A 24,096-nucleotide genomic window follows, 5' to 3' on the forward strand; every position below is an offset into this window, starting at 1 on the left:
TCAATCGAGAGAGGCTCGCATGGCAACTGAAGCAACCGCATCCTCCCGCCCGCACTTCCCGGCGCGCGCCGTCGTGACGGCCGGCATGCCGTATGGCAACAAGAACCTGCACTTCGGCCACATCGCCGGCGTGTTCGTCCCGGCCGACTTCTTCGCCCGCTTCCTGCGTGACCGCATCGGCGAGCAGAACGTCCTGTTCGTCTCGGGCACGGACTGCTTTGGCTCGCCCATCATGGAGGGCTACCGCAAGCTCACGGAGGCCGGCGAGTTCTCCGGCACCATCACCGACTACGTGCGCGGCCACCACGACAACCAGAAGGCGGCGCTCGACGCCTACGAGATCTCGCTCGACATCTACTCCGGTTCGGGCCTGGAGCCCGCGCGCACCTTCCACGCCAAGCTCACGGACGAGTGGATCCGCCGCCTCTACGAGCGCGGCGTGCTCAAGAAGCGCTCCACGCTGCAGTTCTATGACACGCAGGCCCAGACGTTCCTCAACGGCCGCCAGGTCATCGGCCACTGCCCGGTGCGCGGCTGCAAGTCCGAGAAGGCCTACGCGGACGAGTGCGACCTGGGCCACCAGTTCGACCCCGAGGAGCTCATCAACCCCGTCTCGCAGCTCACGGGCACCAAGCCCGAGCTGCGCCCGTGCGACAACTGGTACTTCGACCTGCCCGCCTTCCGCGACGCCCTCGACGAGCTCATGGACGAGTGGGACGCGGACCCGCAGGTGCGCGGCGTGGTGACCAAGACGGTGCGCGAGAGCCTCGTGGCCCCGGTCATCTACATCAAGAACGAGCTGCGCGAGTCCTTCGACGCCACCGCGGAGAAGCTCCCCGCCCACACGGTGCACGAGCCGCAGGGAAACCAGGCGAGCTTCTCGGTGGAGTTCGCGGACTGGGAGGCCCGCGACGAGGCACGCGAGGTGCTCGAGGCCGCCCACGTTCGCTTCCGCACGGGCAAGTGCCTGCTGCCGTTCCGCATCACGGGCAACATCGACTGGGGCGTGGCCGCCCCCGAGCTCGAGGGTGTCTCCGGCCTCACGGTCTGGTGCTGGCCCGAGAGCCTGTGGGCGCCCATCTCCTTCTCGCAGACGGCGCTCGCCACCTCCGAGGAGGGGCGCTACTCCTCCACGGACTGGCGCGACTGGTGGTGCGCGGACGACTCGCAGGTCTTCCAGTTCATCGGCCAGGACAACATCTACTTCTACTGCGTGGCGCAGCCCGCGATGTGGGAGGCGATGGGCTGGGGCCTCAAGCAGACCACGCCCGTGGCCAACTACCACGTGCTGTTCATGAACAAGAAGGCCTCGAGCTCCGGCGCCATCAAGCCGCCGATGGCCGCCGAGCTGCTCGACCACTACACGCCCGAGCAGCTGCGCGCCCACTGGCTGAGCCTGGCGCTGGACGCCAAGGCCGTGAGCTTCTCGCCCAAGCCCTATGACACGAGCGTGAGTCACAAGGACAAGAAGACGGGCGAGGAGGTCCTCGTCAAGGACGACCCGCGCGTGGTGGACCCGGCCCTCAAGGAGAGCGCGTTTCTCACGAACATCTTCAACCGCCTGGCGCGCAGCTGCTTCTACGGCGCCGCGAAGGCCTGCGGCGGCAAGCTGCCGGCCGTCGAGGCGAGCGCCGAGGTGGCCGAGGAGTGCCGCCGCGTGACGCTCGAGTTCGAGCGCGCGGTGCACGACCTTGACTTCCACGGTGCGCTTGCCGGCGTGGAGGAGTTCTGCCGTGCGGCCAACAAGCGCTGGGACGGCGCGAGCAAGGCCGCCGGCGATGACGCGGACGCCTACGTTGCCGCCCTCGCCGACGCGTTCGCCGCGCTGCGCACGACGGCGCTGCTCATGCACCCTGCCGTGCCCGCGGGCTGCGAGCTCGTGGCCGAGCACATGGGCTTTGCGGCGCACGACTTCTTCAGCTGGGAGCACGCGCTCGCCACGCCGCGCGAGCTTGCCTTTGCGCTGGGCGAGAACCCCGATGAGCACGCGATCGTGGAGCTGCCCCCGCGCTTCGACTTCTTCCGCAAGCACGAGAGCCAGTACAAGAAGTAACCGCTCCGGCGCCCGCCCTCACGCGGGCGCCTTTCTTGTGCGCCGTTGCGGGCGTGGGCGCTGCCACCCATATCCCCGCGCGCCGCCGTTCTCGTCCCATCGGCCTTGCCTCGCGACGACATTCTCGACCCATCGGCCTCGCCTCGCGACGACATTCTCGACCCCGATGTGCAAAACGTGCGCAAATCGTCTGTCTCTTGATTACGGAAGCCGAATTTATCTCGGGTTTTATCAGTTGCGACTCAGTTGCGGCGAGACATGGCGATTAAACCCTACGATCTGAGTCCGTTTTGTACATCGGGGCGCGTTTGGTCGCCGAGCTGCTCAGTCGCTCAGAAGATGATCGGCCCGAATCCATCGTCTCTCGCCGTTCCAAACAAGAGATGGCGAAGCGACTCCTGCTTTGCCATGACCTTGGGCGTGGGCATGTGCTGCCGCGCTCCAAGTCGCATCCTGAGTTCGTCCATGAGGCCGCGATAGAGATCAGGGCGCTGTAGCTGGAGCTTTGTCACCCGAATGTGATGAAGGCCGAGCGCCGAGATGGCGTTGTCGCGACCGACGTCCTGCTCCATCCTTCTTGGGTCTGCGTGGATTTGGCCGAGATAGTCAAGAGCAAGCCCCCATTCGTGCCAGAGGAGGTCTGGCCTCACGCTTTGCTTGTCCGTGAGCATGGCGAGCTTGTGGCCGAGCGGGATATCGATGTTTAGCTCGGGTCTTGGCAGTCCCTGCCCTCCCATCGAGCGAGGGGAGCCAATGGCGAGCGCCAGCTTTGCCTCGGCGGGTGAGGTAGCACCGTCCGTGAGATAGCCGAGAAGGCGTCTGAGCTCGCGCACCCACCGGCTGTCTGCGCCATGCTCGAGCTGCCCAAGGCATTCGAGAATCTCAGACGTGCTGGTGAGGGGCGCGAGGTCGTTCTCGAACCCGGCCTGTGCGCTCTTGTCTATTGCAAAGGTGCCCGTAGCCTCAAATGCGTAGAGGCCGAGAGCCGTGGAGCCACATGATCCGGCAATCTGGCAAAGGGCGAGTTGCGGAGAGCAGGCGAGGACGTCCGCCGCGATGGGTGCGAGCTGGCTGCTCGGAATACCGCCTCGTGCCGCGTGCACGCTCAGGGACTTTGACCGCGATGACGTTCCGATGACGTCTAACGGGGTGACGAGGCCAAGCTGGCGTGCGATCGTTCGTGCGTGTGCCGGGGCACTTGCGCGGGCGTCGCCTAACCTCAGCTCGCGTCCGCGCGCCTGGGCGAGGCGGGCGGCGCGGTGGTAGAGCAGCGCCGTCTCGTGCGACAAGATCAGGGGAGCGTGCATGGCTGCCTCCGCGGTTTTGGCTGCGTCGGATGGTCGCACATGGACCTGACGAGAATCCCGACTCCGCCAAACAGGAACCTGACAGCCAAGTTCGTGGCCCTACGACCCGCGCCCGCGCCCCGTGTCCGGTCGGCAAACGGATGGGCTCTGCCCGCGAACGGCGCCTTCGCTTCGGCTATGCTGGGCGAGAAAGACAGGGCGGCCGGCAGGGGAGGCGGCATGAGGGCTCCAACGTGCGAGGAAACCATCGATGTGCCGGGGGCGGCGCCGCTGGCCGCGGCCGTCTGGGCGCCCGAGGGCGTGGCCGATGAGCCAGGCACGCCGTTCGGCGTCACCTACGAGCCGGCGCCCGTTGTCCTCACGGGCGTCTCCGGGCAAGACGCGGGCGAGCTCGTGTTCGCCCTGCTCGACAGCGGCCGTAGCGTCGTCACCGTGGGAGGCGAGGTCCCGGGTGCCGCGGGCGCGCTCGAGGCCATGAGCCGCCTGGGCGTCACGCAGGCGCACCTTGCCGGCCCGCTTGCGGGCACCATCGCGCAGAAGGCCCCCGCCCGTGCCCTCAGCGCGGCACCGCTGCCCGAGCGCGCGACCGCCAACGCCGCCGCGGAGCTCCTCGCGCACATCCGCGCCCATGAACCGCGCCGCCGCCACAACCCGCTCGTGAGCGTCGACGCCGCGGGGGCTCACGTGGCGCCGGGTCCCGAGGACATCGTCGTGCGCCACGCCGTGGCTGCCGACGAGCCCGCCATCCAGGCAATGTATGGCCACCTGCTCGACGCCTGCGACGCCCCCGGCCGCGAGACGTGCGGCTGGCGCCGTGGCTTCTGGCCGCTGCCCGACGACGTGAGCCGCCGCCTGCGCGAGGGCATCACGTGGGTGGCCCTCGAGCGCGGAGGCGAGCGACCGGGCGCGCCCGTGCTCGGCGCGATGTCGCTCGACGGCGACTTTGGCCTGCCTGGCGTCGAGCCGGACTGGGAGCCGCTTGCTCCTGGCGAGATGCTCACGTGCCACCTGCTTGCGACCGACCCCGCCGCCCGCGGTCGCGGCGTGGCAACGGCGCTGCTCGCGTCCTACGCGCGCGAGGGAATCGCGCGCGGCTGCCGGGCACTGCGCATCAACACCTCGCCGCAGAGCCTCTCCAACCGCCTCTACCGCGAGCTGGGCTTCACGCTGCACCGGCCGGTGTGGTTTCCCTACGAGGGGCTCGACCTCACGGGCTGGACGAACCTCTACGAGATTCGCCTTGACGTGGCCGCGCCGGCGCCGGGCCACGCGCGATGAGGACCCTGCTCGACATCGACTTTCTCGCGGACGAGGCGCTGCGCGGCCGGCTCGCGGCCTGGAGCGCGGCGCTGCTTGCGGGTGGTGCTGCGCCCATCGCGCTGCTCGTGGCCCTGGGCGCCCTTCCGGGCGTTATCGAGGCGGACGCGCTCCTCGGCGGTGGCGTCGCGGCGTGGCTCGCCGCGCTCGTCGTCGTGAGCCTGGCCGCGCTGCCCGTCCACGAGCTCATCCACGGCGCGCTGTTTCGCCTCATGGGAGGGCCGGGAGTCCGCGTGAGCTACGGGCATGCCGCCGGCATGCTGTATGCGGGCTGTCCCGGCCTCGTGCTGGCGCGCGGCCGCTTTGTCGTGGTGTTGCTGGGACCCGCGGCCGTCTTGAGCGCGGTGCTTCTCGCGGTGCCGTGTGCGCTCGGGTTTCCGCTGCTTGGGGCCATTGCGGCGGCCCTGCACCTCTCGTCTTGCGCGGGAGACCTGCTTGCGGCGGCGCTCGCGCTGCGCGAGCCCGCGTGCACGCACGTTCGGGACACCGAGCACGGCGTGCGGCTGCTCGCGGCCCCGCGGGGGTAGGATAGCCTGCGACCGAAGCGATTGGTTCTCCCGAAAGGCTTGCCACATGAAGATCGCCATCGCCCAGATGAACTCGACGCCGGGCGCGTTCGACGCCACGGTGAGCTCCATGGCCGCCTATGGCCGCCGTGCCGAGGAGCTCGGCGCGGACCTGCTCGTGTTCGGCGCGCCCGTGCTCATGGGCCCGGACCCGATGGGCCTTGCCGCCAACGAGGCCTACCTCCTCGACGCCACGCGCGCCCTGGGGGCACTGGCCGAGCAGGTTGGCGTGCCCGCGCTCGTGCCCTACACGTCCAACATCACCGGCGCGCCCACCTATGACGTGGCCTACGTCCGCGACGGCGCGGCCGTGCCTATCTCGCTTACGAGCATGCTCGACGCCATCGGCCCCGGCAGCGTCGACGCCGTGGCGCGCGGCATCCGCGAGCGCCTTGACGCGGACGCCCGCCTGGGGGATGCGGGCGGCCAGGCCGCGCGGCTCATCGACCCTGCCGTCATAGAGGTGGGCGGCGCCCATGTGGGCGTGGCCCTCTCGCTCGGCGACCTCGACGCCTTCTGCGCCGGCGACCTCGACGCCGACGTCATCTGCCTCATGCCCGTGGACGGCTACGACACCGACGACGAGATGACGAGCCTGGCGCCCGCCGTCTCGGACGGCTGCTTCGTGCCCGAGGCGGCCGATGCTGACGCATGGCTCGCCGTGGCCGGCGCCTCGGGGGCCTACGAGGACATGGTCTACTGCGGCGGGAGCTTCGTCATGGCCCCGTGGGGCGAGCTCGCGGCCGCGGCCTCGTCGTTTGCCGAGGAGCTGCTCGTCTGCGACGTCGACGTGCGCTCCGAGGGCCCGCTTGCCGAGCCGGTTGCGCCGCCCGCGTACGACCGTGCCACGCTCCTGTGGCGCAGCGCCGCGACCTCCGTGCGAGACCAGGTGAACAAGCGCGGCCTGTCGGGCGTGGCGCTCGTCGTGGACGGCTCGCTTGCGAGCGCCGCCACCGCGGCCGTGGCCGTGGACGCCGTGGGCCCGCTGCGGGTCCATGCGCTCGTCTGGGCCGAGGAAGACGCCCTGGCAGACGCCCGCGAGCTTGTGCGCAACCTGCGCATCCGTGACGTCGACGAGCTGTCCGCGAGGGGGCTCGAGGCCGCGGCCGAGGCCCTAGGCGGCGACGGCGAGGAGGGCGTCGTGTCCTCTCTCGTCGAGACGCGCCTGGGCACGCTCGCGGCGGCGGGCGAGCTGCTTGCGCTGTCGTGCGCCGACAAGACGATGCTTGCGGTGGGCACGGGCGCGCTCGCCGCGACTCCCGTCGTGCGCGCCTGCACGTTCGCGCCGTTTGGCGACGTGTACCGCTCCGACGTGGCGGCGGCCGCGCGCAAGCGCAACGCGGTGTCGCCCGTCATCCCCGCCGGGTGCCTTGCCAGGCTCCGCGTGCCCACGGGCCTGGGGCTCGAGCAGGCCGCCCAGACCGACGAGCTGCGCCTCTCCGAGCTCGACGCCCTGCTGCTGCTGCGCATCGAGCGCGGCGCCGGCGTGGGCGAGCTCGCCGGCTCGAGGCTGGGCGAGCAGGGCGTTGCCCTCGTGCTCGAGCGGCTCCGCGCGCTCGAGGCGTGGCGCCGCCAGGGCCCGGCCTATCCCGTGGTCTCTGCGCGCTCGCTTGGCGAGGCCCAACGGCCGGCGATGGACGCGTGGAAGGACCGCCCGACCGACGAGGCCGCCGCGAGCCGCCTCGTCTCGTCCGTGGCAGACGTCATCTCCCAGCCGCGCCAGCGACCGATGAGGCCCACGCAGAAGGCGTCCGCCGCCACGGGCGCGCAGGTGCCCGCGCCCGGCATGCCCGTGTCCTTCTCCATCTCTCCCGAGACCGCGGGCCAGATGGCCCCGCGCATCTCGGAGCTCATGGGATACCTCAAGGAGCTCTCCGACGGCCGTCGCCTGCGCGGCGAGCAGGGTGGCACGTGGCCCGGCGGCATGTTCTCCGACAACTAGCGACTGCGGCCGCGAGCAAGGACGGTGCCCCTCTGGTGCGCGTCTTCGGCGTGGCGCCCCGCGCGTCGTGCTAAACTAGAACCTATGTTCGGTTGCCGAGGAGGGCGAGGGGAGCGCGCATGATCGTCTTGGGCATAGACCCGGGCCTGGCAAACACGGGCTGGGGCGTCATCGAGACGCGCGGCTCGGTTGCCCGCGCGCGGGCATACGGCTGCATCCACACGGAGGCAGACGAGCCGCTCCACGAACGCCTCGGCCAGATCTGTGCCCAGATCGAGCAGGCCATCAGCCGCTACGAGCCGGGCAGCGTGGCCATCGAGGACATCTTCTTTGGCCAGAACACGCGCTCGGCCATCCTCACGGCCCACGCGAGGGGGGCGGCGCTCGTGGCGTGCTCCCAGTGCGGGGTGGAGGTTGCCAGCTACACGCCCATGCAGATCAAGCAGTCCGTCGTGGGCACGGGTGCGGCCGACAAGCGCCAGGTCACCTACATGGTGCGCAACGTCCTCGCCCTTGACCACGACCCAAAGCCAGACCACTGCGCGGACGCCCTCGCGGCGGCCGTGTGCCACGCAAACCTGAGCCGCACGTTCGCGATGTCTGCGGCCCAGGGCGGGGCGGCCGCGCGCACGCTCGCAAGGACGCGCTCGGGGCTCACCGCCTCGACGGAACATGACAGGAGAGTGGACGCATGATCGTCCAACTGACAGGAACGCTCGTGGAGCTCACGGCAAGCCATGTGGTGCTCGACGTGGGCGGCGTGGGCTACGAGCTGGGCGTCTCGGCCGTCACGGCCGGCTCGCTTCCCGAGGCGGGAACGCCCGGCGTCACGCTGCTTGCCCGCCTCATCGTGCGCGAGGACTCCATGACGCTCTTTGGCTTCTCCACGCGCGAGGAGCGCTCGCTGTTCGACCGCCTGTGCGCCATCTCCGGCGTGGGCCCCAAGCTCGCGCTCTCCGTGCTGTCCACGTTCACGCCCGCTCAGCTCGCGGGCGTGGTGGCGGCAGAGGACGCCGGGATGATGGCCACGGTCCCGGGCGTGGGCAAGAAGCTCGCGAGCCGTCTTCTGCTCGAGCTGGAGAGCGTGTTTGCCAAGGACCCCACGCTGCTGAGCCTGGCCACGGCCGCGTCGCTGCCGGCCCGCGGAGGCATCGTGGCCACGGCGCCTGCCGCCGGGTCTGGCGTGGAGGACGATGTCATGGCCGCGCTGCTCGCCATGGGCTTCACGGGCGAGGAGGCAACGCTTGCGCTCGATGGCCACGGGGACGCCGGCGCCACGACCACGAAGGCGGCGCTCGAGTACGCGCTCAAGCGCCTGGGGAGGAGGTCGTAGATGTGGGAGGCAGACCCCTCGCAGGACCTGTTCGGCACCCCGGCCGCGCGCACGCACGAGCCTGGCACCCCGCGCAGCGTCACCGCGCAGCTCACGGCCGATGACCTCGAGATTGACCGCAACCTGCGCCCGCAGACGCTCGACGAGTACTGCGGACAGCAGCGCGTGCGTCAGAACCTGCGCGTGCTCATCGAGGCCGCGAAGAGCCGCCACGAGCCGCTTGACCACGTGATCTTCTCGGGCCCGCCGGGCCTGGGAAAGACGACGCTCGCTACCGTCGTGGCCAACGAGATGGGCTCGAAGATCCACACCACGAGCGGTCCGGCCATCGAACGCACGGGAGACCTCGCGGCCATTCTCACCAACCTCGAGGCCGGCGACGTCCTGTTCATCGATGAGATCCACCGCCTCAACCACAACATCGAGGAGGTCCTCTACCCGGCGATGGAGGACTTCTTCCTCGACATCGTCATCGGCAAGGGGCCGGCGGCGCGCTCCATCCGCCTTGACGTGCCACGCTTCACGCTCGTGGGCGCCACGACGCGCACGGGGCTCCTCACGGGGCCGCTGCGCGACCGCTTTGGCATCTCGTTCAGGCTCGACTACTACTCGGTGGAAGAGCTCGCGCAGATCGTGGAGCGCTCGGCGGGCATCCTGGGCGTCTCGATAGACCATGACTCCGCGCTTGAGATCGCAAGCCGCAGCCGAGGCACGCCTCGCCTGGCAAACCGCCTGCTCAAGCGTGTGAGGGACTACGCCCAGGTGCGTGCGGGAGGCGCCATCACCTGCGAGGTGGCGGCCGAGGCCATGAGCTTCTTCGAGATAGATGAGCTGGGCCTGGACTGGATGGACACGAAGATCCTCCAGGCACTCGCGGTGACGTTTCGCGGCAGGGCCGTGGGCCTCTCCACCATAGCGAGCTCGGTGGGCGAGGACCCCTCGACCATCGAGGACGTCTACGAGCCCTACCTGCTGCAGCGCGGGCTCATCGTGCGCACGCCGCAGGGCCGCCAGGCCACGCTTGCCGCCTTCGAGCACCTGGGCGTCACCCCGCCCGCAAGCGCATGACGGACCAAAGGGGACGGGTTCGTTTGGTCCCGTTTGGCGCCCTCGCGGTGTTTCGCTCGGCCCGCTTTGCCGCTTGATGCATAAACGTGTGCTCATGACGTATAGAATTGAGCAGGTTTAGAAATGAATGGGCGCGTCACCTGCAGGCTGGCCGGTGACGCGCCCGTCGCAAAACGTATGGAGTTGCCCATGCTTCAGCGCGATTACATCACCGAGATGACGCGGCGCTTTGTCGAGGCGCTCACGAGGCGCCTGCGAAGCGCGCTGCTCGACCAGGACCCGGAGGCCATCGCGGACCTCGAGCAGGCCATTGGCGAGCTGCTCGACCTGGACGGGGCCACGGCGCTGTCGCTGGACGCGAGCTCGCTCGTGACGATGATGGAGCTCTCCGGCATCGCGGACTCGCTCGCGTCCTACGTCTGCTATGCGCTGCTGCGTGTGGCTGACGCCTACGAGGCGCGCGGTGACGCCGCGCTTGCCGCCGTGCGCCGCGACCAGGCCACGGCCGTCTCGGGCGCGTTTCTCTGCGAGCTGGGCAGCGTTCCCGCCGAGCTGCGAGAGCTCGACGAGGACATCGCCGCCCGGCTGGGGGAGCGCTAGCATGGCGTCGCCCTCGATTCCGGGCACGCCCTCGATTCCGGGCGCGCCCGCGCCCGCCCAATCGCCCGCTCAAGCGCCCGCTCAAGCGCCCGCGCCTGCCCAATCGCCCGCGCAAGCGCCCGCGCCCACGCAATTTCCCACGTCCAGCTCCCCGCTCAGCGTCACGAGCGAGATTGGCCGCCTGCGCCGCGTCTGCCTGCACAGGCCCGGCAACGAGCTGCTCAACCTCATGCCGGCAGACCTGGGGCGCCTTCTGTTTGATGACATCCCCTTCCTCGAGGTGGCACAGGCCGAGCACGACCGCTTTGCCGCGCTGCTGCGCCGCGAGGGCGTGGAGGTTCTCTACCTCGAGCGCCTCGTGGCCGAGGCCCTCGAGGCCGTTCCGGGGGCCCGTGCGGAGTTCACGAGCCAGTACCTCGCCGAGTGCGGCGTGCACGACAACGTGGCCCTCGCCGCCATCCGCGAGCTTCTCGACTCCATCCGCGACCCCTACGAGCTCGTGCTCAAGACCATGGCGGGCGTCACGCGCCACGAGCTGGAGCTGCCGCTTGGCAGCCGCTACGTTGCCGGCACCGGCGTGGTGGCGGCAACGTCTGCCCGCGCGGGCTCCGCATCCACGCTCGTGGCGGCGCTCGGTGACGCGGTCGAGCCTGACACCGAGCTCATCGTGGACCCCATGCCCAACCTCTACTTCACGAGGGACCCGTTCTGCGTGGTGGGGCCGGGCGTCAACCTCAACCGGATGTATCAGGCCACGCGCCGTCGCGAGACCATCTACGGCCGCTACCTGTTCGCGTGCCACCCCGAGTACCGCGACGTGCCGCTGTGGTACGACCGCGACCTTGCCTATCACGTGGAGGGTGGCGACGTCCTCGTGCTGGGCGAGCGCACCATCTGCGTGGGCATCTCGCAGCGCACGGAGGCTGCGGCCATCGACGCCATGGCAAGCCGCATGATCTGGGACGAGGAGTGCCCCGTCGGGCAGCTCTATGCGCTGCGCATCCCGGAGAGCCGCGCGTTCATGCACCTGGACACCGTGCTCACGCAGATCGACGTGGACACGTTCACCGTGCATCCGGCCATTCTCGGCACGCTACAGGTGTTCCGCATCACGGCCGGCGCGCGTCCGGGGGAGCTGGCCGTCGAGGAGATCGTCGAGCCGCTTGACCGCGTGCTCGCGCGCATCCTGGGGCTCGACGCCGTGCGGCTCGTCCGCTGCGGCGGGGGAGACCCAATCGCCGCGGCGCGCGAGCAGTGGAACGACGGCTCCAACACGCTTGCGATAGCGCCCGGGCGCATCTGCGTCTACCAGCGCAACAGCGCCACGAACGAGGCGCTTGCCAAGGCGGGCCTCGAGCTTGTCGTGCTGCCCAGCTCCGAGCTCTCACGCGGTCGCGGCGGCCCTCGCTGCATGAGCATGCCCTTCGTGAGGGATGCGGTGTAGGAGCGGCCTGGCGGCGCCCACGGGGCACGCGCTCTCGTCTCCTTGCTTGTATCGCGTAGAGAGTGTGTCTATAATCACAAAATATTAGATTCCGCGATAGTTTATGCAAGAATCTGAATAAGAGAAGCATCGAACAACACACGCAACGGGCACCAATCGATTGGCGCCGTGAGAGGGGACACCATGAACCACACGAAGGCAGACGAGACGTACGCGGCCAAGGGCGTCGACCTCTCCGGTCGCAACTTCCTGAAGCTGCTCGACTACTCCACGGATGAGATCCTCTACCTCATTGACCTCGCCGCCGAGCTCAAGGCCATGAAGAAGGCCGGCGAGGCGCACGACTGGCTGCACGGCAAGAACGTCGTGCTGCTGTTCGAGAAGACGTCCACCCGCACGCGCTGCAGCTTCGAGGTGGGCGCGATGGATTTGGGCATGGGCGTCACCTACCTGGACCCCAAGAGCTCGCAGATGGGCAAGAAGGAGTCCATCGAGGACACGGCGCGCGTGCTTGGGCGCATGTATGACGGCATCGAGTACCGCGGCTTTGCGCAGAGCATCGTTGAGGACCTCGCCGCCAACGCCGGCGTGCCCGTGTGGAACGGCCTCACCACGGAGTTCCACCCCACGCAGATGATCGCCGACATGCTCACCGTGCGCGAGCACACCGGCAAGCTTGCGGGCAACAAGCTCACGTTCATGGGCGATGCGGGCAACAACGTGGGCAACTCGCTCATGGTGGTGTGCGCCAAGCTCGGCATCGACTTCTGCGCCTGCGGCCCGGCCGAGCAGATGCCCGACGCCGCGCTCGTGGAGCAGTGTCGCGAGATTGCCGCCGAGAACGGCTGCACCATCACGCTGACCGAGGACCTGGACGAGGGCCTGGCCGGCACCACGGTTGTCTACACCGACATCTGGGTGTCCATGGGCGAGTCGGCAGATCTCTGGGGCGAGCGCATCAAGCTGCTGAGCCCGTATCAGGTGAACGCCGCCGCCATGGCCAAGGCCGCGCCGAATGCCATCTTCATGCACTGCCTGCCGAGCTTCCACGACCTCAACACCACCACGGCCGTGGAGGTCAACGAGAAGTTCGGCATCGCCGAGATGGAGGTCACCGACGAGGTCTTCGAGTCCGAGAAGTCCGTCGTCTTCGATGAGGCCGAGAACCGCATGCACTCCATCAAGGCCGTGATGTACGCCACGCTGAAGTAGCGGCGGTGACACCTGGGGACGGGGTCAAACCCTCACCATCGGGGCCCGGCAGGTTGCGCGCCTGCCGGGCCCCTTTTTGTTGCGACGCGTGTCGTATCAGCGTGTCTCGCGCCAATCGTGCGGCGGTTTTGCACGTGCCGCTGCCATTCGCGTGGCGGTTCCGCACGCTGCTGCCATTCGAGTGGCGTTTTTGCACGCTGCGTGCCGTCTGAGCGTGCAGAATCGCACCTGCAATGACGCCAGAGCGCATGACACCAACGGATGACGCCAGCGCTCGGGAGACCTAGCACATCTCATTTCGCGACAACCCCGCAACCGTTCGCGGGAGGCAAGAGGATGAAATCGAGAGGGGAGCCCACAACGGCTATCCTAAAAACAACGGAGCCTCCCGAAGGAGGCTCCCAGCGAAGTCAAATTGCCACCTACGTGGCGCCCGAAGGCATTTTTGGCAAAGCCGTATTTTGACTCGCAGTGTCGATCCGACTGGTAATCAAACACACTGTCGCCGATTATGAGCAATTGCAACGCATTTCGACGGCATTGCGAACACCTCTGGCGCAGATCATCGCCGATGCGGAGGAGCTCAGCAAAGACCCAGAAGATATAAGCGATTTTGAGACATCTCACGAAGACATCAACATCGATAAGTGGGCCGACCGCATTAAAATCGAAGAACCCATTAAAACCAGATAGGAAGAGAGAACAACAATGGAGTTCGAAGAAAGCCTTAACCAGGTCGCCGCAAAGGTACGCGACCTCAAAGAGGGCATCGAAACAGAGGAAGCCACAAAGAACGCGTTCATCATGCCGTTCATCGGTCAAGTGCTCGGTTATGACGTGTTCAACCCAACCGAGGTCGTGCCGGAATTCACCGCCGACGTTGGGGTCAAAAAAGGCGAAAAGGTCGATTACGCGCTCGTGCATGATGGTCAAGTGCAGATTCTTATCGAATGCAAGAAAATCGGCGTACCACTCAGATTGGAGAACGCAAGCCAGCTGTACCGGTATTTCGCGGTGACGAACGCGCGCATCGGCGTTTTGACCAACGGCCAGGTATGGAATTTCTACATGGACATCGATGAGCCGAACCGCATGGACTCGAAGCCGTTCCTAGTGCTGGATCTATTGGATATCGACCCGACGATAATCCCGGCGTTGCAGAAGCTGACCAAGCCGGCGTTCGACCTTGATTCCATCGCCAGCAGCGCGGAAGAACTCAAATACGTCGGGGCACTCAAAAGAGCCATCGGAGAGGAATTCAAAAGCCCGTCCGATGAGTTTGTAAAGCTGCTCGCCAGCCATGTGTACGATGGTTCCTTCTACGCTTCCGTCATGGATAAATTCAGACCGTTAGTCGGCAAAGCGCTTAAACAATTCCTCTCCGACCAGGTTAATGATCGGCTCAAAACCGCCCTTGGCGCCGATGACATTAAGGTCGGAACAATGGAACCCGACGAATCTGGCGAGAATGAAATTACCGAAGATGAAACCGAAAACAAAGAAGATGATGGAATTACTACCACTGAAGAGGAAATCGCCGGATACCGTATTGTCAAAGCCATTGCTTGCAGCGATGTCGATCCAGAACGTGTAACGATGAGAGATGCAAAGCATTACTGCGCAATATTCCTCGACGATAACAACCGTAAGCCAATTGTTCGTCTTTTTTTCAACACTAAGCAGAAATACCTGGGAATCTTCGATGAGAACAAGAACTGCGAGCGCATGCCTATCGATACGCTTAATGGTATCTATGCCTACTCTGAGCAGATTCGCGAAGAGGTGCGCCGCCTTCTATAACAGCATCATTTGATTTTGGCGCAGTGTCGATCTGACTGGTAATCAAGCGGTCGGGGTCGTCCATGTTGTGGCCGTAGAACACGGGCACGGGGCGGATTGAGTCCGCCCACGCCCTGATGGTGTCCGCGAACGCACCCTTTGCGATGACGTCGCCGTAGGTGTCTGGTTTTCGGTCGAACGTGGCGGCATAGCCGACGAACCCGCCGAACCCGCCGTTGCCGCTGTTGTTCGTGGCCTTGGCCGTGAAGTCCTTGAACCTCATTGGCCCTCCTGTTTGGTTGTCTTTGGAATGTCGCGGCATGATGAGGGCCGCCCTCGCGGACGGCCCTCATCGGCAACCTTTAGAGCTGGGCGCTACGCCCAGACGATGAATCCGTGGCCCTTGAAATCGCCAGATGAGGCGAACTTCCTGACCTCATTGAGGAGCTTCCCGCAGCAAACGCAGCTGTTGTAATCGTTTGGGTGCCCGGACCTGCTGAGCTCGACGAGCGATCCGTCCGATTCGTTGGCTTTGACGTTGCCAAGGAGCTCCGTCGAAGCGTCGGTGGGGCTCCTTGGTTTGCGGTTGAGCGGCACTCCTGGGTCTATCTGCACGTCGCATAAGAAAAGCCCGTGCGACCCGTTCTTCTCGGGCTGCGCGGGCTTCGCGATGGCGCGCGTGACGGGGAGCTGCGGCTACTTCGCGGAGGCGTTGAGCTTGAGCGCGCCGTAGAACACGCAGCAGTTCATGACCGCGGTTGTCACGCTCTGGGTCAGGGCCTCGAGCCCGGTGCCGTCAAGGAGCGCCTCCACGAGGCTCACGGGCGCAAGTGCGGACAGGATGCCAAACGGGACCATGCCGAGCTTCATCTTTGCGGAGTCCTTCACGCCACGGCGCACGACCGGCACGCAGACGAGGTTCACGGCGTACGACACAACGAGCGTGACGCCGATGGTGGCGGCAAACGCCGCGGCGCTGGCCCCGGCGAGCTGGCCTGCGCCCACGCCGTAGACGTCCAGCGCGGTGTCCGCGTCGATGACGCCCGTGGCAAACGGCGCCCCCATTCCAACTAATCGGGCAGGAAGTCCCCGGGGAGTCCCTCATTTATTTCTCGGCAGGTATGCCACGCGCTCGCCTTGCCGCCGAATCGCGTGTCGCCGTCTGCCGAGCGTACGCGTCGCCGGGCCCTGCCACCGCGTACGCTCCTAAGCATTGGTGGGTCTCGCACGGCGGGGCCCTGGCGCCGGGCAGACGCCCGGCAAAGTGGAAGGGGAGTCACTCATGAGAAGGCTCGAGGGCAAGGTCGCGATCGTCACGGGCGCAAACTCCGGCGTGGGTGCCGCCATTTCCCGGCTGTTCGCCGCGGAGGGCGCAAGCGTCGTCATGGCGGCGCGCCGCAAGGAGGCGCTCGACGAGGTCGCCAACCAGATCAACCAGGCCGGCGGCCGCACGCTCGCCGTTCCCTGCGACATCTCCAAGCCCGAGGACCCGGACCGCCTCGTCCAGGCGTCCATCGACGCCTTTGGCAAGGTCGACGTCCTCGTGAACAACGCGGGCATCCTCGAGAGCGGCCTCAAGCCCGTGGACCGCTTCTGCGATGATGACCTGGATCGCATCATCGAGACCAACCAGAAGGGCACCATGCGCTGCATGCGCGCGGCCACACGGCACATGGTCGCCGGCGCCTCCATCGTCAACATCGCGAGCGTGGCGGGGGAGAAGGGCTGCGGCGGCGCGGTCTACGTCTCAACGAAGGCCGCGGTCATCGGCGTCACGAAGCACACGGCCCTGCGCTTCCAGGCCACGGGCATCCGCTGCAACGCCATCTGCCCCGGCACGATCGTGACGCCCATGGTTGCCGGCACCACCGCCGCCGACATGGACGCAGACATGATGGGCGCCATGGCCACGCACTCCAACCTCAAGACGCAGCCCTGCATGCCCGAGGACGTGGCAAACATCGCGCTGTTCCTCGCCTCGGACGAGTCCCGCGCGCTCACCGGGCAGATCCTCGTGAGCGACTTTGGCGCCATGCTGTAGTGCGCTTGCGGGCGCATGCGAGACCGAGCGGGCCGCTGGCACATGCCGGCGGCCCCTCTGCGTTTGCGGAGCCTTACAATCGGGGGTGGATGGACGAACTCCTCGGCCACGCCCGCGCCCGCGCGGCGCTGCCGAGGCGCAAGCGAGGGGACTCCCATGGCAAACTTCACGCTGACCTGCTGCTCCACGGCCGACCGGCCCAAGTCGTTCTTTGACGGGCGCCACATTCCCTATGCGTGCTTCCACTGGAACGAGGGCGGGCAGGACCACCTGGACGACCTCTACCAGTCCGTGAGCCCCAGCGACTTCTATGCGGCCATCAAGGCCGGCGCCACCCCCACCACCTCGCAGGTGAGCGTGGGCGAGTTCGTGGAGCTGTGGGAGCCCATCGTGGCTGCCGGCTCGGACGTCCTGCACGTCTCGCTCTCCAGCGGCCTGTCCGGCGCCTACGGCAGTGCTTGCCTTGCCGCGACGCAGGTCATGGAGGCGCACCCCGGCCGTCGCGTCCTCGTGGTTGACTCCCTGGGTGCGAGCTCGGGCTACGGCATGCTCGTGGACTATCTCGCCGATAAGCGCGACGAGGGTGTCACGCTCGACGAGGCCTTCGAGTGGGCGATGGAGAACCGCCTGCACGTCCACCACTGGTTCTTCTCGACTGATCTTTCGAGCTATGTCCGTGGCGGGCGCGTCTCGCGCGTGAGCGGCTTTGTGGGCACGGCGCTCAAGATCTGCCCCGTGCTCAACATGAACGACGAGGGCAAGCTCATCCCGCGCGACAAGATTCGCACCAAGGCCAAGGCCGCCAAGGACATGGTCGCCCGCATGGAGGAGCACGTCCAGGACGGGCATGACTACGCCGGCAAGTGCTCGCTCTCCATGAGCGCGTGCCGCGAGGACGCCGAGGCCGTCCGCGACATGGTCGAGGCCAAGTTTCCGGCGCTCGCGGGCAAGGTGCAGATTAACGACATCGGTACGGTCATCGGCTCGCATACGGGTCCCGGCACCGTCGCGCTGTTCTTCATGGGAGACGAGCGCGGGGAGTAGGGGGGTTCCGGCGCTCGCTGCGCTGCCCCGTCTCGCCGATGAGGCCCCGCGCCACGTTGTCTTTGTGGTGCGGGGCCTCTTTTGTGGTCGCAAACCCGAGTTGTGAACACGCTTGCGCCCATATTTCTGGCAGCCTGCTTGCTTGCTGATTTTCCGCAAGCCGTTTACCTCGGGTTTTGCAAACGGGCGTTTTCAGACTGTCCGCTAAAACCTTCTGAAGGTGTTCACAACTCGGGTTTGTGACCATCTGATTGCCGTATCGCCGCGTAGATGGGCCGTCTGCTACCATGTCCGGACCAAAACGCGAAGCTAGGAGGCCGCATGACCCAGACGAGCGAGACGACCGTGCCGCAGACGCCCGCCAGGAGGCTCAGAGTGCCGCGCATCCCCGGCGACATCATGATCTATCCCATGATCGTGGGGCTTCTGCTCAACACGTTCTGCCCGCAGGTCTTTGAGATCGGCGGCTTCTTCACGGCGGCCACGCGCGGCGGCTCCAACACGATCGTCGCGGCCATCCTGCTGTTCGTGGGCGCCGGCATCTCGTTCAAGTCCACGCCCGGCGCCATCAAGACCGGCATCGTGGTTCTCGTCCCCAAGCTCGTGCTTGCCGCGGCGCTGGGGCTTGCCGTGGCCTACTTCTTCAACGACAACTTCCTGGGGCTCTCCTCGGTCTCTATCATCAGCGGCATCACCTTCTGCAACATGGCGCTCTACACGGGGATCATGGGCGAGTTCGGCGACGAGTCCGAGCGCGGCGCCGTGGGCATCCTGTTCTTCACGGCCGGCCCCGCCGTCACGATGATCATCCTGGGCGTCTCGGGCCTCGCGAACATCCCGGTGGGCACCATCGTGGGCTCCATCCTGCCGCTCGTCATTGGCATGGTGCTGGGAAACCTGTTCCCGTTCATCAAGAACCTGCTGGTTCCGGGCACGAACCCGGCCATCGCTGTCATCGGCTTTCAGCTTGGCGCGTCCATGAGCCTCTCGAGCTTCATCACCGGCGGCATCTCCGGCATCCTGCTTGGCCTCATCACGCTGTTCGTGGTTGGCCCCGTGACGTTCGCGTTCGAGCGCCTGTGCGGCGGCAACGGCAAGGCGGCCGTGGCCTGCTCCACCATCGCGGGCACGGCTATGACCACGCCGGTGGCCCTCGCCGAGGTGGCGCCGCGCTACGCCGAGCTTGCGCCCACGGCCTACGCGCAGATCGCCACGGCCGTCATCATCACGGCGGTGGCCGCGCCCATCCTCACCGGCTGGGTTGACAAGCGCTTCTGCCAGGGTGGGGAGGACCTCTCCGCGGCCGGCGTCGAGGCCATCGAGGAGGCCGTCGCGCGCGACGTCGACGGCGAGTAGGCGTCCGCGCGCCCGGGCCCGGAAGGCGGCGGCCCCGCGTGGGGCAACGGGACCCCGCCCTCGCCGTCCCAAGATGGATATTCCGCGCGGTCGCGTGCATAACGGCGCGGCTACCTGCTCTACCTGCAATTATATGAGGTCGCCTAACAAAAGGTTAGCCTTGCGCAACCGCACGCCCGCGCTATTATGTCCCTCGACCTTTAAGCACGGTACGGGATACCTGCAAGGCAAGGGCCTGACTCGGCGTTGGACAAGCCGGGTTTACGTTGGGCCAAAGGATGCGCGGCGCAAGCGCATCTGTCTTGTGGGGACGCCCTCGGCCATGCCGGGCGTCTTTTTTGGCGTCGCGCCAGGCCGGGGTGTCTCATCTCACCGCGAACCCAACCGAAAGGGGAACGCGTGAACCCACTTCTGGCAAAGGAAGCCACGAGGGCGCTGCTCGCGCTCGAGGACGGCACCACGTTCGAGGGCCTGTCCGTGGGCGCCACGGGCGAGACGTTCGGCGAGCTCGTCTTCAACACCTCCATGTCCGGCTACCAGGAGGTCATCACAGACCCGTCCTACGCCGGCCAGATCGTAGCCTTCACCTATCCGCAGATCGGCAACTACGGCGTGTGCGCGGCAGACATGCAGTCCGACGGCGCCGCGCTCGCCGGCGTCATCGTCTGCGACATGTGCCACACGCCCAACAACTGGCGCTCCGAGGGCACGCTGCCAGACTTCCTCGCCCAGCGCGGCATCGTGGCCATCGAGTGCGTTGACACCCGTGCCCTCACGCTGCGCGTGCGCGAGGCGGGCACGATGCGCTGCGCCATCTCCACCACAGACCTTGACCCGGCAAGCCTCGTGGCCCGCGTCAAGGCCGCTCCCTCCATCGCCGAGACCAACTGGGTCGCCAAGGTCTCCACGCCCGAGCCCTATGACGTGGACGCCAAGGTGGACCTCGACCGCCCACGCCGCCGCTTGCGCGTCACGGCGCTCGACTGCGGCGAGAAGCGTGGCATCCTGCGCGGCCTCATCGGCGCCGGCATGGACGTGCACGTGGTGCCCTGGGACACCCCGGCCGAGAAGATCCTCGCCACCAACCCGGACGGCGTGTTCCTCTCCAACGGCCCCGGGGACCCGCGCGAGCTGCCCGAGCCGGCGGCCTGCGCCGAGCAGCTCCTGGGCCGCGTGCCCGTCTTTGGCATCTGCCTGGGCCACCAGATGATCTGCCAGGCTGCGGGCGCCGCCATCGAGAAGCTCCCGTACGGCCACCACGGCGGCAACCAGCCCGTCATGAACCTGCTCTCGGGCATGGTGGAGGTCACGGCCCAGAACCACAACTACGGCCTGGTCTTCGACAGCCTGGGCGAGCTCGACGCGGAGCTCTCCGGTGGCACCGAGGTCGTGGACGCCTGGCACGCCGCCAACACGCATGACCTGCGCTTCTGGAGCGAGCGTCGCATCGCGCCGGTCATCAGCACCGAGAAGTTCGGCCGCATCCGCCTCACGCACGTGAACCTCAACGATGGCACGCCCGAGGGCATCCAGTTCCTCGACATCCCGGCGTTCTCCGTGCAGTACCACCCCGAGGCATCGCCCGGACCGCACGACGCGGTCTACCTGTTCGAGGCGTTCCGTCGCCTCATGGAGGGTGTGCCCGACTATCTTGCCATCGACGTCCGCGAGGGGAGGCGCTTCTAGTTGCCGAAGCGTACCGACATCAAGAAGATCCTGGTCATTGGCTCTGGCCCGATCGTCATCGGCCAGGCGTGCGAGTTCGACTACTCGGGTACGCAGGCCTGCGAGAGCCTCAAGGCGCTCGGCTACGAGGTCGTCCTCGTGAACTCGAACCCTGCCACGATCATGACCGACCCGGGCATCGCCGACCGCACCTACGTGGAGCCCATCACGGCAGACTCCGTGGCCAAGGTCATCGAGCGCGAGCGCCCCGACGCCCTGCTGCCCAACATGGGCGGCCAGACGGGCCTCAACTGCGCCATCGAGCTCGACGAGGCCGGCGTGCTGTCCAAGTACGGCGTGGAGGTCATCGGCTGCAACACCGAGTCCATCCGCATCGGCGAGGACCGCAAGCTGTTCGCCGAGGCCATGGAGGACATCGGCCTGCACATCTGCCGCAGTGGCTTTGCCTACTCGGTGGCAGACGCCGAGCGCATCGTGGGCGAGCTGGGATTTCCCGTCATCATCCGCCCGAGCTTCACGCTCGGCGGCGCCGGCGGCGGCATCGCCTATGACATGGACGACCTGCGCCGCATCGTGGCCCAGGGCATCGACCTGTCGCCGGAGGGCGAGGTCCTGGTGGAGGAGTCCATCCAGGACTGGAAGGAAATCGAGATGGAGGTCATGCGCGACTGCGCCGGCAACGGCATCGTGATCTGCTCCATCGAGAACCTCGACCCCATGGGCGTGCACACCGGCGACTCCATCACCGTGGCGCCGGCCCAGACGCTCTCCGACACCGAGCTGCAGAGGCTGCGCGACTACTCGCTCGCCATCCTCGAGAAGGTCGGCGTGGCCACGGGCGGCTCCAACGTCCAGTTCGCCGTGAACCCCGAGGACGGCCGCATCATCGTCGTCGAGATGAACCCGCGCGTGAGCCGCTCCTCGGCGCTCGCCTCCAAGGCCACGGGCTTCCCGATCGCCAAGGTGGCGGCACGTCTCGCCGTGGGCCTCACGCTCGACGAGGTCACCAACGACATCACGCAGGCCACGCCGGCGTGCTTCGAGCCTTCCATCGACTACTGCGTGGTCAAGGTGCCGCGCTTTGCCTTCGAGAAGTTCAAGGGCACCGACGAGACCCTCTCCACGCGCATGAAGGCCGTGGGCGAGGTCATGGCCATCGGCCGCACGTTCGAGGAGAGCTTCAACAAGGCCATGCGCTCTCTCGAGGTTGGCGAGAACATGCTCGGCGCGGACGACCCCGCGCTCTATGACGTGCCCGACTTCCGCCAGCGGGTCTCCGTGCCCACCGCCCAGCGCATCTACTACGTCATCGAGGCGCTGCGCCGTGGCTGGTCCATCGAGGATATCCACGAGCTCACGGGCATCGACCCGTGGTACCTCAGCCACCTCAAGAACCTCACGGACACCGAGGGCTGGCTCGCCGAGCGACGCCTCACCGACATCTCCGAGCGAGACATGCGCTCCGTGAAGCAGATGGGCTTCTCGGACGAGCAGATCGCCCACTTCACCGGCTCCACCGAGCTCGAGGTCCGCGCCTGGCGCAAGGCCAAGGGCGTGACGCCGGCCATCAAGACGGTCGATACCTGCGGCGGCGAGTTCCCGGCGCGTACGAGCTACCACTACAAGACCTACGAGTGGGGCCCCAGCGAGCGCCGCGACACGGACAAGCCCCGCGCCATGATCCTCTCGGCCGGCCCCAACCGCATCGGCCAGGGCATCGAGTTCGACTACTGCTGCTGCCATGCCGCCTACGCCCTGCACGACAAGGGCTACGAGACGGTCATGGTCAACTGCAACCCCGAGACGGTCTCCACGGACTACGACACCTCGGACCGCCTCTACTTCGAGCCGCTCACGTTCGAGGACGTCATGGACATCGTGGACGTGGAGCAGCCCGAGGGCGTCATCTGCACGCTCGGCGGCCAGACGCCCATCAACCTGGCCGCGCGCCTCAAGGCCGCGGGCGTGCCCATCATGGGCACCCAGCCCGACGCCCTGGACCTCGCCGAGGACCGCGAGCGCTTCAGCGCGCTTCTTGACGAGCTCGACATCGCCTACCCCGTCTCCGGCGTGGCCGAGACCTACGAGGAGGCCGTGGAGGTTGCCCACCGCATCGGATTTCCGCTGCTCGTGCGCCCCAGCTACGTGCTGGGCGGCCGCGGCATGGTCATCGCCTACGACGAGCGCCACCTCAAGAGCTACATGGAGGCCGCCACGCGCGTCTCCAAGGATCACCCGATCTACCTGGACTCTTTCCTCGACTCCGCCGTGGAGCTCGACGTCGATGCCCTGGCGGACGGCGAGCAGTGCTACGTGGGCAGCGTGCTCGAGCAGATCGAGGAGGCCGGCATCCACTCCGGCGACTCGGCCTGCTGCATGCCGCCCTACTCGCTCGCGGACTCCATGATCGCCGAGATTCGCGAGACCACGCACAAGCTCGCGCTTGCCTGCCACGTCGTGGGCGCGCTCAACGTCCAGTACGCCGTGCACAACGGCCGCCTCTACGTCATCGAGCTCAACCCGCGCGCCAGCCGCACGGTGCCGTTCTCGTCCAAGTCCACCGGCGTGCCGCTCGCGCGCATGGCGGCCAAGATCATGGCCGGCGAGAAGATCTGCGACCTCGGCCTTCCGCCCGAGGACCGCACATTCGACTACTTTGCCTGCAAGGAGACCGTGCTCCCGTTCGACCGCTTCCCGGGCGCTGACATGACGCTGGGCCCCGAGATGAAGTCAACGGGCGAGGTCATGGGCGTGGCGCCGACGTTCCCGGCCGCCTATGCCAAGACGCAACTCGCCATCAGCTACGGCCTGCCCACGAAGGGCCGCGTGTTCATCTCCGTGCGCGACCGCGACAAGCGCGCCATCATCGGCGTGGCGCGAGACCTCGTGGGCATGGGCTTTGAGCTCGTGGGCACCACGGGCACGGCCAAGGCCCTGCGCGCCGCGGGCATCGACTGCAAGTCCGTGCGCCGCGCCAGCGAGATGCGCCCCAACATCGCCACGATGCTCTCCGGCGGCGACATCCAGCTCATCATCAACACGCCTGGCGGCCACGACACGCGCGGCGACTTCTACACGCTGCGCCAGCTCGCCGTGCGCTACCGCGTCACGAACGTCACGACGCTCGCCGGTGCCCAGGCCATGACCGAGGCCATCCGCACGGCGCGCGCCGGCTCCCTCGACGTCGTGGCCCTGCAGGACCTGTAGCGGCGCCATCGGGGACGGGTTCGTTTGGTCCCGGGGCCGCGGCCATCCGGGGCCACTTGAACCCGTCCCCTTTGGTCCGCCGTTGTCACCAGGGCGCTCGCTGGCCGTTGATTTGCGGCCGGTGGGCGCCTTGTTACCCGC

General features: G+C 67.2%; 19 protein-coding genes. 16 read left to right on the plus strand and 3 right to left on the minus strand.

The features are described 5' to 3' along the window. The first annotated feature begins 19 nt into the window (after nt 1-19). Entirely contained in the window at nt 20-2,053 is a 2,034-nt protein-coding gene (locus tag Pcatena_RS02755) for a class I tRNA ligase family protein (protein WP_126421408.1), read from the plus strand. Nucleotides 2,054-2,385: 332 nt separating this feature from the next. Here Pcatena_RS02755 and Pcatena_RS02760 read toward each other — a convergent pair whose 3' ends face one another. Beyond that, nucleotides 2,386-3,360, minus strand: coding sequence for a hypothetical protein (locus Pcatena_RS02760; RefSeq protein WP_126421410.1), 975 nt, complete (start codon nt 3,358-3,360; stop codon nt 2,386-2,388). 219 nt (nt 3,361-3,579) lie between these two features. Between Pcatena_RS02760 and Pcatena_RS02765 the strand changes: the two genes are divergently transcribed. The 10 genes from Pcatena_RS02765 to Pcatena_RS02815 all read left to right on the plus strand — a co-directional run bounded on the left by Pcatena_RS02765 (nt 3,580) and on the right by Pcatena_RS02815 (nt 14,642). Continuing rightward, complete coding sequence (locus Pcatena_RS02765) at nt 3,580-4,638, plus strand: GNAT family N-acetyltransferase (protein WP_126421412.1); 1,059 nt, start codon at nt 3,580-3,582, stop codon at nt 4,636-4,638. Beyond that, entirely contained in the window at nt 4,635-5,204 is a 570-nt protein-coding gene (locus tag Pcatena_RS02770; RefSeq protein ID WP_126421414.1) for a DUF3267 domain-containing protein, read from the plus strand. The genes Pcatena_RS02765 and Pcatena_RS02770 overlap by 4 nt, the downstream gene beginning before the upstream one ends. Nucleotides 5,205-5,250: 46 nt before the next feature. Next, nucleotides 5,251-7,185: a nitrilase-related carbon-nitrogen hydrolase gene (locus tag Pcatena_RS02775; RefSeq protein WP_126421416.1), complete on the plus strand. Its 1,935-nt coding sequence runs from the start codon at nt 5,251-5,253 to the stop codon at nt 7,183-7,185. A gap of 119 nt (nt 7,186-7,304) precedes the next feature. Further along, nucleotides 7,305-7,880: a crossover junction endodeoxyribonuclease RuvC gene (ruvC, locus tag Pcatena_RS02780; RefSeq protein ID WP_126421418.1), complete on the plus strand. Its 576-nt coding sequence runs from the start codon at nt 7,305-7,307 to the stop codon at nt 7,878-7,880. Continuing rightward, nucleotides 7,877-8,518: a Holliday junction branch migration protein RuvA gene (ruvA, locus tag Pcatena_RS02785; RefSeq protein WP_126421420.1), complete on the plus strand. Its 642-nt coding sequence runs from the start codon at nt 7,877-7,879 to the stop codon at nt 8,516-8,518. Before ruvC ends, ruvA begins: the two co-directional genes overlap by 4 nt. After that, nucleotides 8,519-9,586: a Holliday junction branch migration DNA helicase RuvB gene (gene ruvB, locus Pcatena_RS02790; protein WP_126421422.1), complete on the plus strand. Its 1,068-nt coding sequence runs from the start codon at nt 8,519-8,521 to the stop codon at nt 9,584-9,586. A gap of 189 nt (nt 9,587-9,775) precedes the next feature. Beyond that, a complete protein-coding gene (locus tag Pcatena_RS02795; RefSeq protein WP_126421424.1) occupies nt 9,776-10,186 on the plus strand; it encodes a hypothetical protein in 411 nt (136 codons plus the stop codon). A gap of 1 nt (nt 10,187) precedes the next feature. Then, on the plus strand, nt 10,188-11,630 hold the full coding sequence (locus Pcatena_RS02800) for an arginine deiminase (RefSeq protein WP_126421426.1): 1,443 nt from the start codon (nt 10,188-10,190) through the stop codon (nt 11,628-11,630). 183 nt (nt 11,631-11,813) lie between these two features. Then, the gene (gene argF / locus Pcatena_RS02805; protein WP_126421428.1) at nt 11,814-12,842 is read left to right on the plus strand and encodes an ornithine carbamoyltransferase; all 1,029 of its coding nucleotides are present in this window, start codon (nt 11,814-11,816) and stop codon (nt 12,840-12,842) included. A gap of 708 nt (nt 12,843-13,550) precedes the next feature. Then, nucleotides 13,551-14,642: a type I restriction endonuclease gene (locus tag Pcatena_RS02815; protein WP_126421432.1), complete on the plus strand. Its 1,092-nt coding sequence runs from the start codon at nt 13,551-13,553 to the stop codon at nt 14,640-14,642. Here the strand turns inward: Pcatena_RS02815 and Pcatena_RS02820 are convergent. Together Pcatena_RS02820 and Pcatena_RS02825 are read right to left on the minus strand one after the other, a co-directional pair. Beyond that, complete coding sequence (locus Pcatena_RS02820; RefSeq protein ID WP_172596358.1) at nt 14,584-14,904, minus strand: HK97 family phage prohead protease; 321 nt, start codon at nt 14,902-14,904, stop codon at nt 14,584-14,586. The two genes, Pcatena_RS02815 and Pcatena_RS02820, sit on opposite strands and share 59 nt — an antisense overlap. Nucleotides 14,905-15,317: 413 nt before the next feature. Beyond that, nucleotides 15,318-15,686 carry a hypothetical protein gene (locus Pcatena_RS02825; RefSeq protein ID WP_126421436.1) on the minus strand — a complete coding sequence of 123 codons (369 nt, stop codon included), beginning with the start codon at nt 15,684-15,686 and terminating at the stop codon, nt 15,318-15,320. A gap of 217 nt (nt 15,687-15,903) precedes the next feature. On the opposite strand from Pcatena_RS02825, the gene Pcatena_RS02830 reads away from it, so the two are divergent. The 5 genes from Pcatena_RS02830 (at nt 15,904) to carB (ending at nt 23,955) form a co-directional block, all read left to right on the plus strand. Beyond that, nucleotides 15,904-16,662 carry an SDR family NAD(P)-dependent oxidoreductase gene (locus Pcatena_RS02830; protein WP_126421438.1) on the plus strand — a complete coding sequence of 253 codons (759 nt, stop codon included), beginning with the start codon at nt 15,904-15,906 and terminating at the stop codon, nt 16,660-16,662. A 156-nt stretch (nt 16,663-16,818) separates the two neighbouring features. Further along, entirely contained in the window at nt 16,819-17,706 is an 888-nt protein-coding gene (locus Pcatena_RS02835; protein ID WP_126421440.1) for a DegV family protein, read from the plus strand. A 321-nt stretch (nt 17,707-18,027) separates the two neighbouring features. Next, nucleotides 18,028-19,062 carry a 2-keto-3-deoxygluconate permease gene (locus Pcatena_RS02840; protein ID WP_126421442.1) on the plus strand — a complete coding sequence of 345 codons (1,035 nt, stop codon included), beginning with the start codon at nt 18,028-18,030 and terminating at the stop codon, nt 19,060-19,062. Nucleotides 19,063-19,461: 399 nt separating this feature from the next. Continuing rightward, nucleotides 19,462-20,748: a glutamine-hydrolyzing carbamoyl-phosphate synthase small subunit gene (carA, locus tag Pcatena_RS02845; protein WP_232619887.1), complete on the plus strand. Its 1,287-nt coding sequence runs from the start codon at nt 19,462-19,464 to the stop codon at nt 20,746-20,748. Beyond that, nucleotides 20,749-23,955, plus strand: a complete 3,207-nt coding sequence (gene carB, locus Pcatena_RS02850; protein WP_126421444.1) for a carbamoyl-phosphate synthase large subunit — start codon at nt 20,749-20,751, stop codon at nt 23,953-23,955. It abuts the gene before it with no gap. Nucleotides 23,956-24,096 lie beyond the last annotated feature (141 nt).

The sequence above is a fragment of the Parolsenella catena genome (genome assembly GCF_003966955.1).
GTDB classification, from domain to species: domain Bacteria; phylum Actinomycetota; class Coriobacteriia; order Coriobacteriales; family Atopobiaceae; genus Parolsenella; species Parolsenella catena.

Coding starts and splice junctions, on each gene's coding strand:
- Pcatena_RS02770 (WP_126421414.1), top strand. CDS start 4,635: ATGAGGACCCTGCTCGACATCGACTTTCTCGCGGACGAGGCGCTGCGC.
- Pcatena_RS02800 (WP_126421426.1), top strand. CDS start 10,188: ATGGCGTCGCCCTCGATTCCGGGCACGCCCTCGATTCCGGGCGCGCCC.
- Pcatena_RS02760 (WP_126421410.1), bottom strand. CDS start 3,360: ATGCACGCTCCCCTGATCTTGTCGCACGAGACGGCGCTGCTCTACCAC.
- Pcatena_RS02815 (WP_126421432.1), top strand. CDS start 13,551: ATGGAGTTCGAAGAAAGCCTTAACCAGGTCGCCGCAAAGGTACGCGAC.
- Pcatena_RS02765 (WP_126421412.1), top strand. CDS start 3,580: ATGAGGGCTCCAACGTGCGAGGAAACCATCGATGTGCCGGGGGCGGCG.
- ruvB (WP_126421422.1), top strand. CDS start 8,519: ATGTGGGAGGCAGACCCCTCGCAGGACCTGTTCGGCACCCCGGCCGCG.
- argF (WP_126421428.1), top strand. CDS start 11,814: ATGAACCACACGAAGGCAGACGAGACGTACGCGGCCAAGGGCGTCGAC.
- Pcatena_RS02830 (WP_126421438.1), top strand. CDS start 15,904: ATGAGAAGGCTCGAGGGCAAGGTCGCGATCGTCACGGGCGCAAACTCC.
- Pcatena_RS02820 (WP_172596358.1), bottom strand. CDS start 14,904: ATGAGGTTCAAGGACTTCACGGCCAAGGCCACGAACAACAGCGGCAAC.
- Pcatena_RS02795 (WP_126421424.1), top strand. CDS start 9,776: ATGCTTCAGCGCGATTACATCACCGAGATGACGCGGCGCTTTGTCGAG.
- Pcatena_RS02835 (WP_126421440.1), top strand. CDS start 16,819: ATGGCAAACTTCACGCTGACCTGCTGCTCCACGGCCGACCGGCCCAAG.
- Pcatena_RS02840 (WP_126421442.1), top strand. CDS start 18,028: ATGACCCAGACGAGCGAGACGACCGTGCCGCAGACGCCCGCCAGGAGG.
- ruvC (WP_126421418.1), top strand. CDS start 7,305: ATGATCGTCTTGGGCATAGACCCGGGCCTGGCAAACACGGGCTGGGGC.
- Pcatena_RS02755 (WP_126421408.1), top strand. CDS start 20: ATGGCAACTGAAGCAACCGCATCCTCCCGCCCGCACTTCCCGGCGCGC.
- Pcatena_RS02825 (WP_126421436.1), bottom strand. CDS start 15,686: ATGGGGGCGCCGTTTGCCACGGGCGTCATCGACGCGGACACCGCGCTG.
- ruvA (WP_126421420.1), top strand. CDS start 7,877: ATGATCGTCCAACTGACAGGAACGCTCGTGGAGCTCACGGCAAGCCAT.
- Pcatena_RS02775 (WP_126421416.1), top strand. CDS start 5,251: ATGAAGATCGCCATCGCCCAGATGAACTCGACGCCGGGCGCGTTCGAC.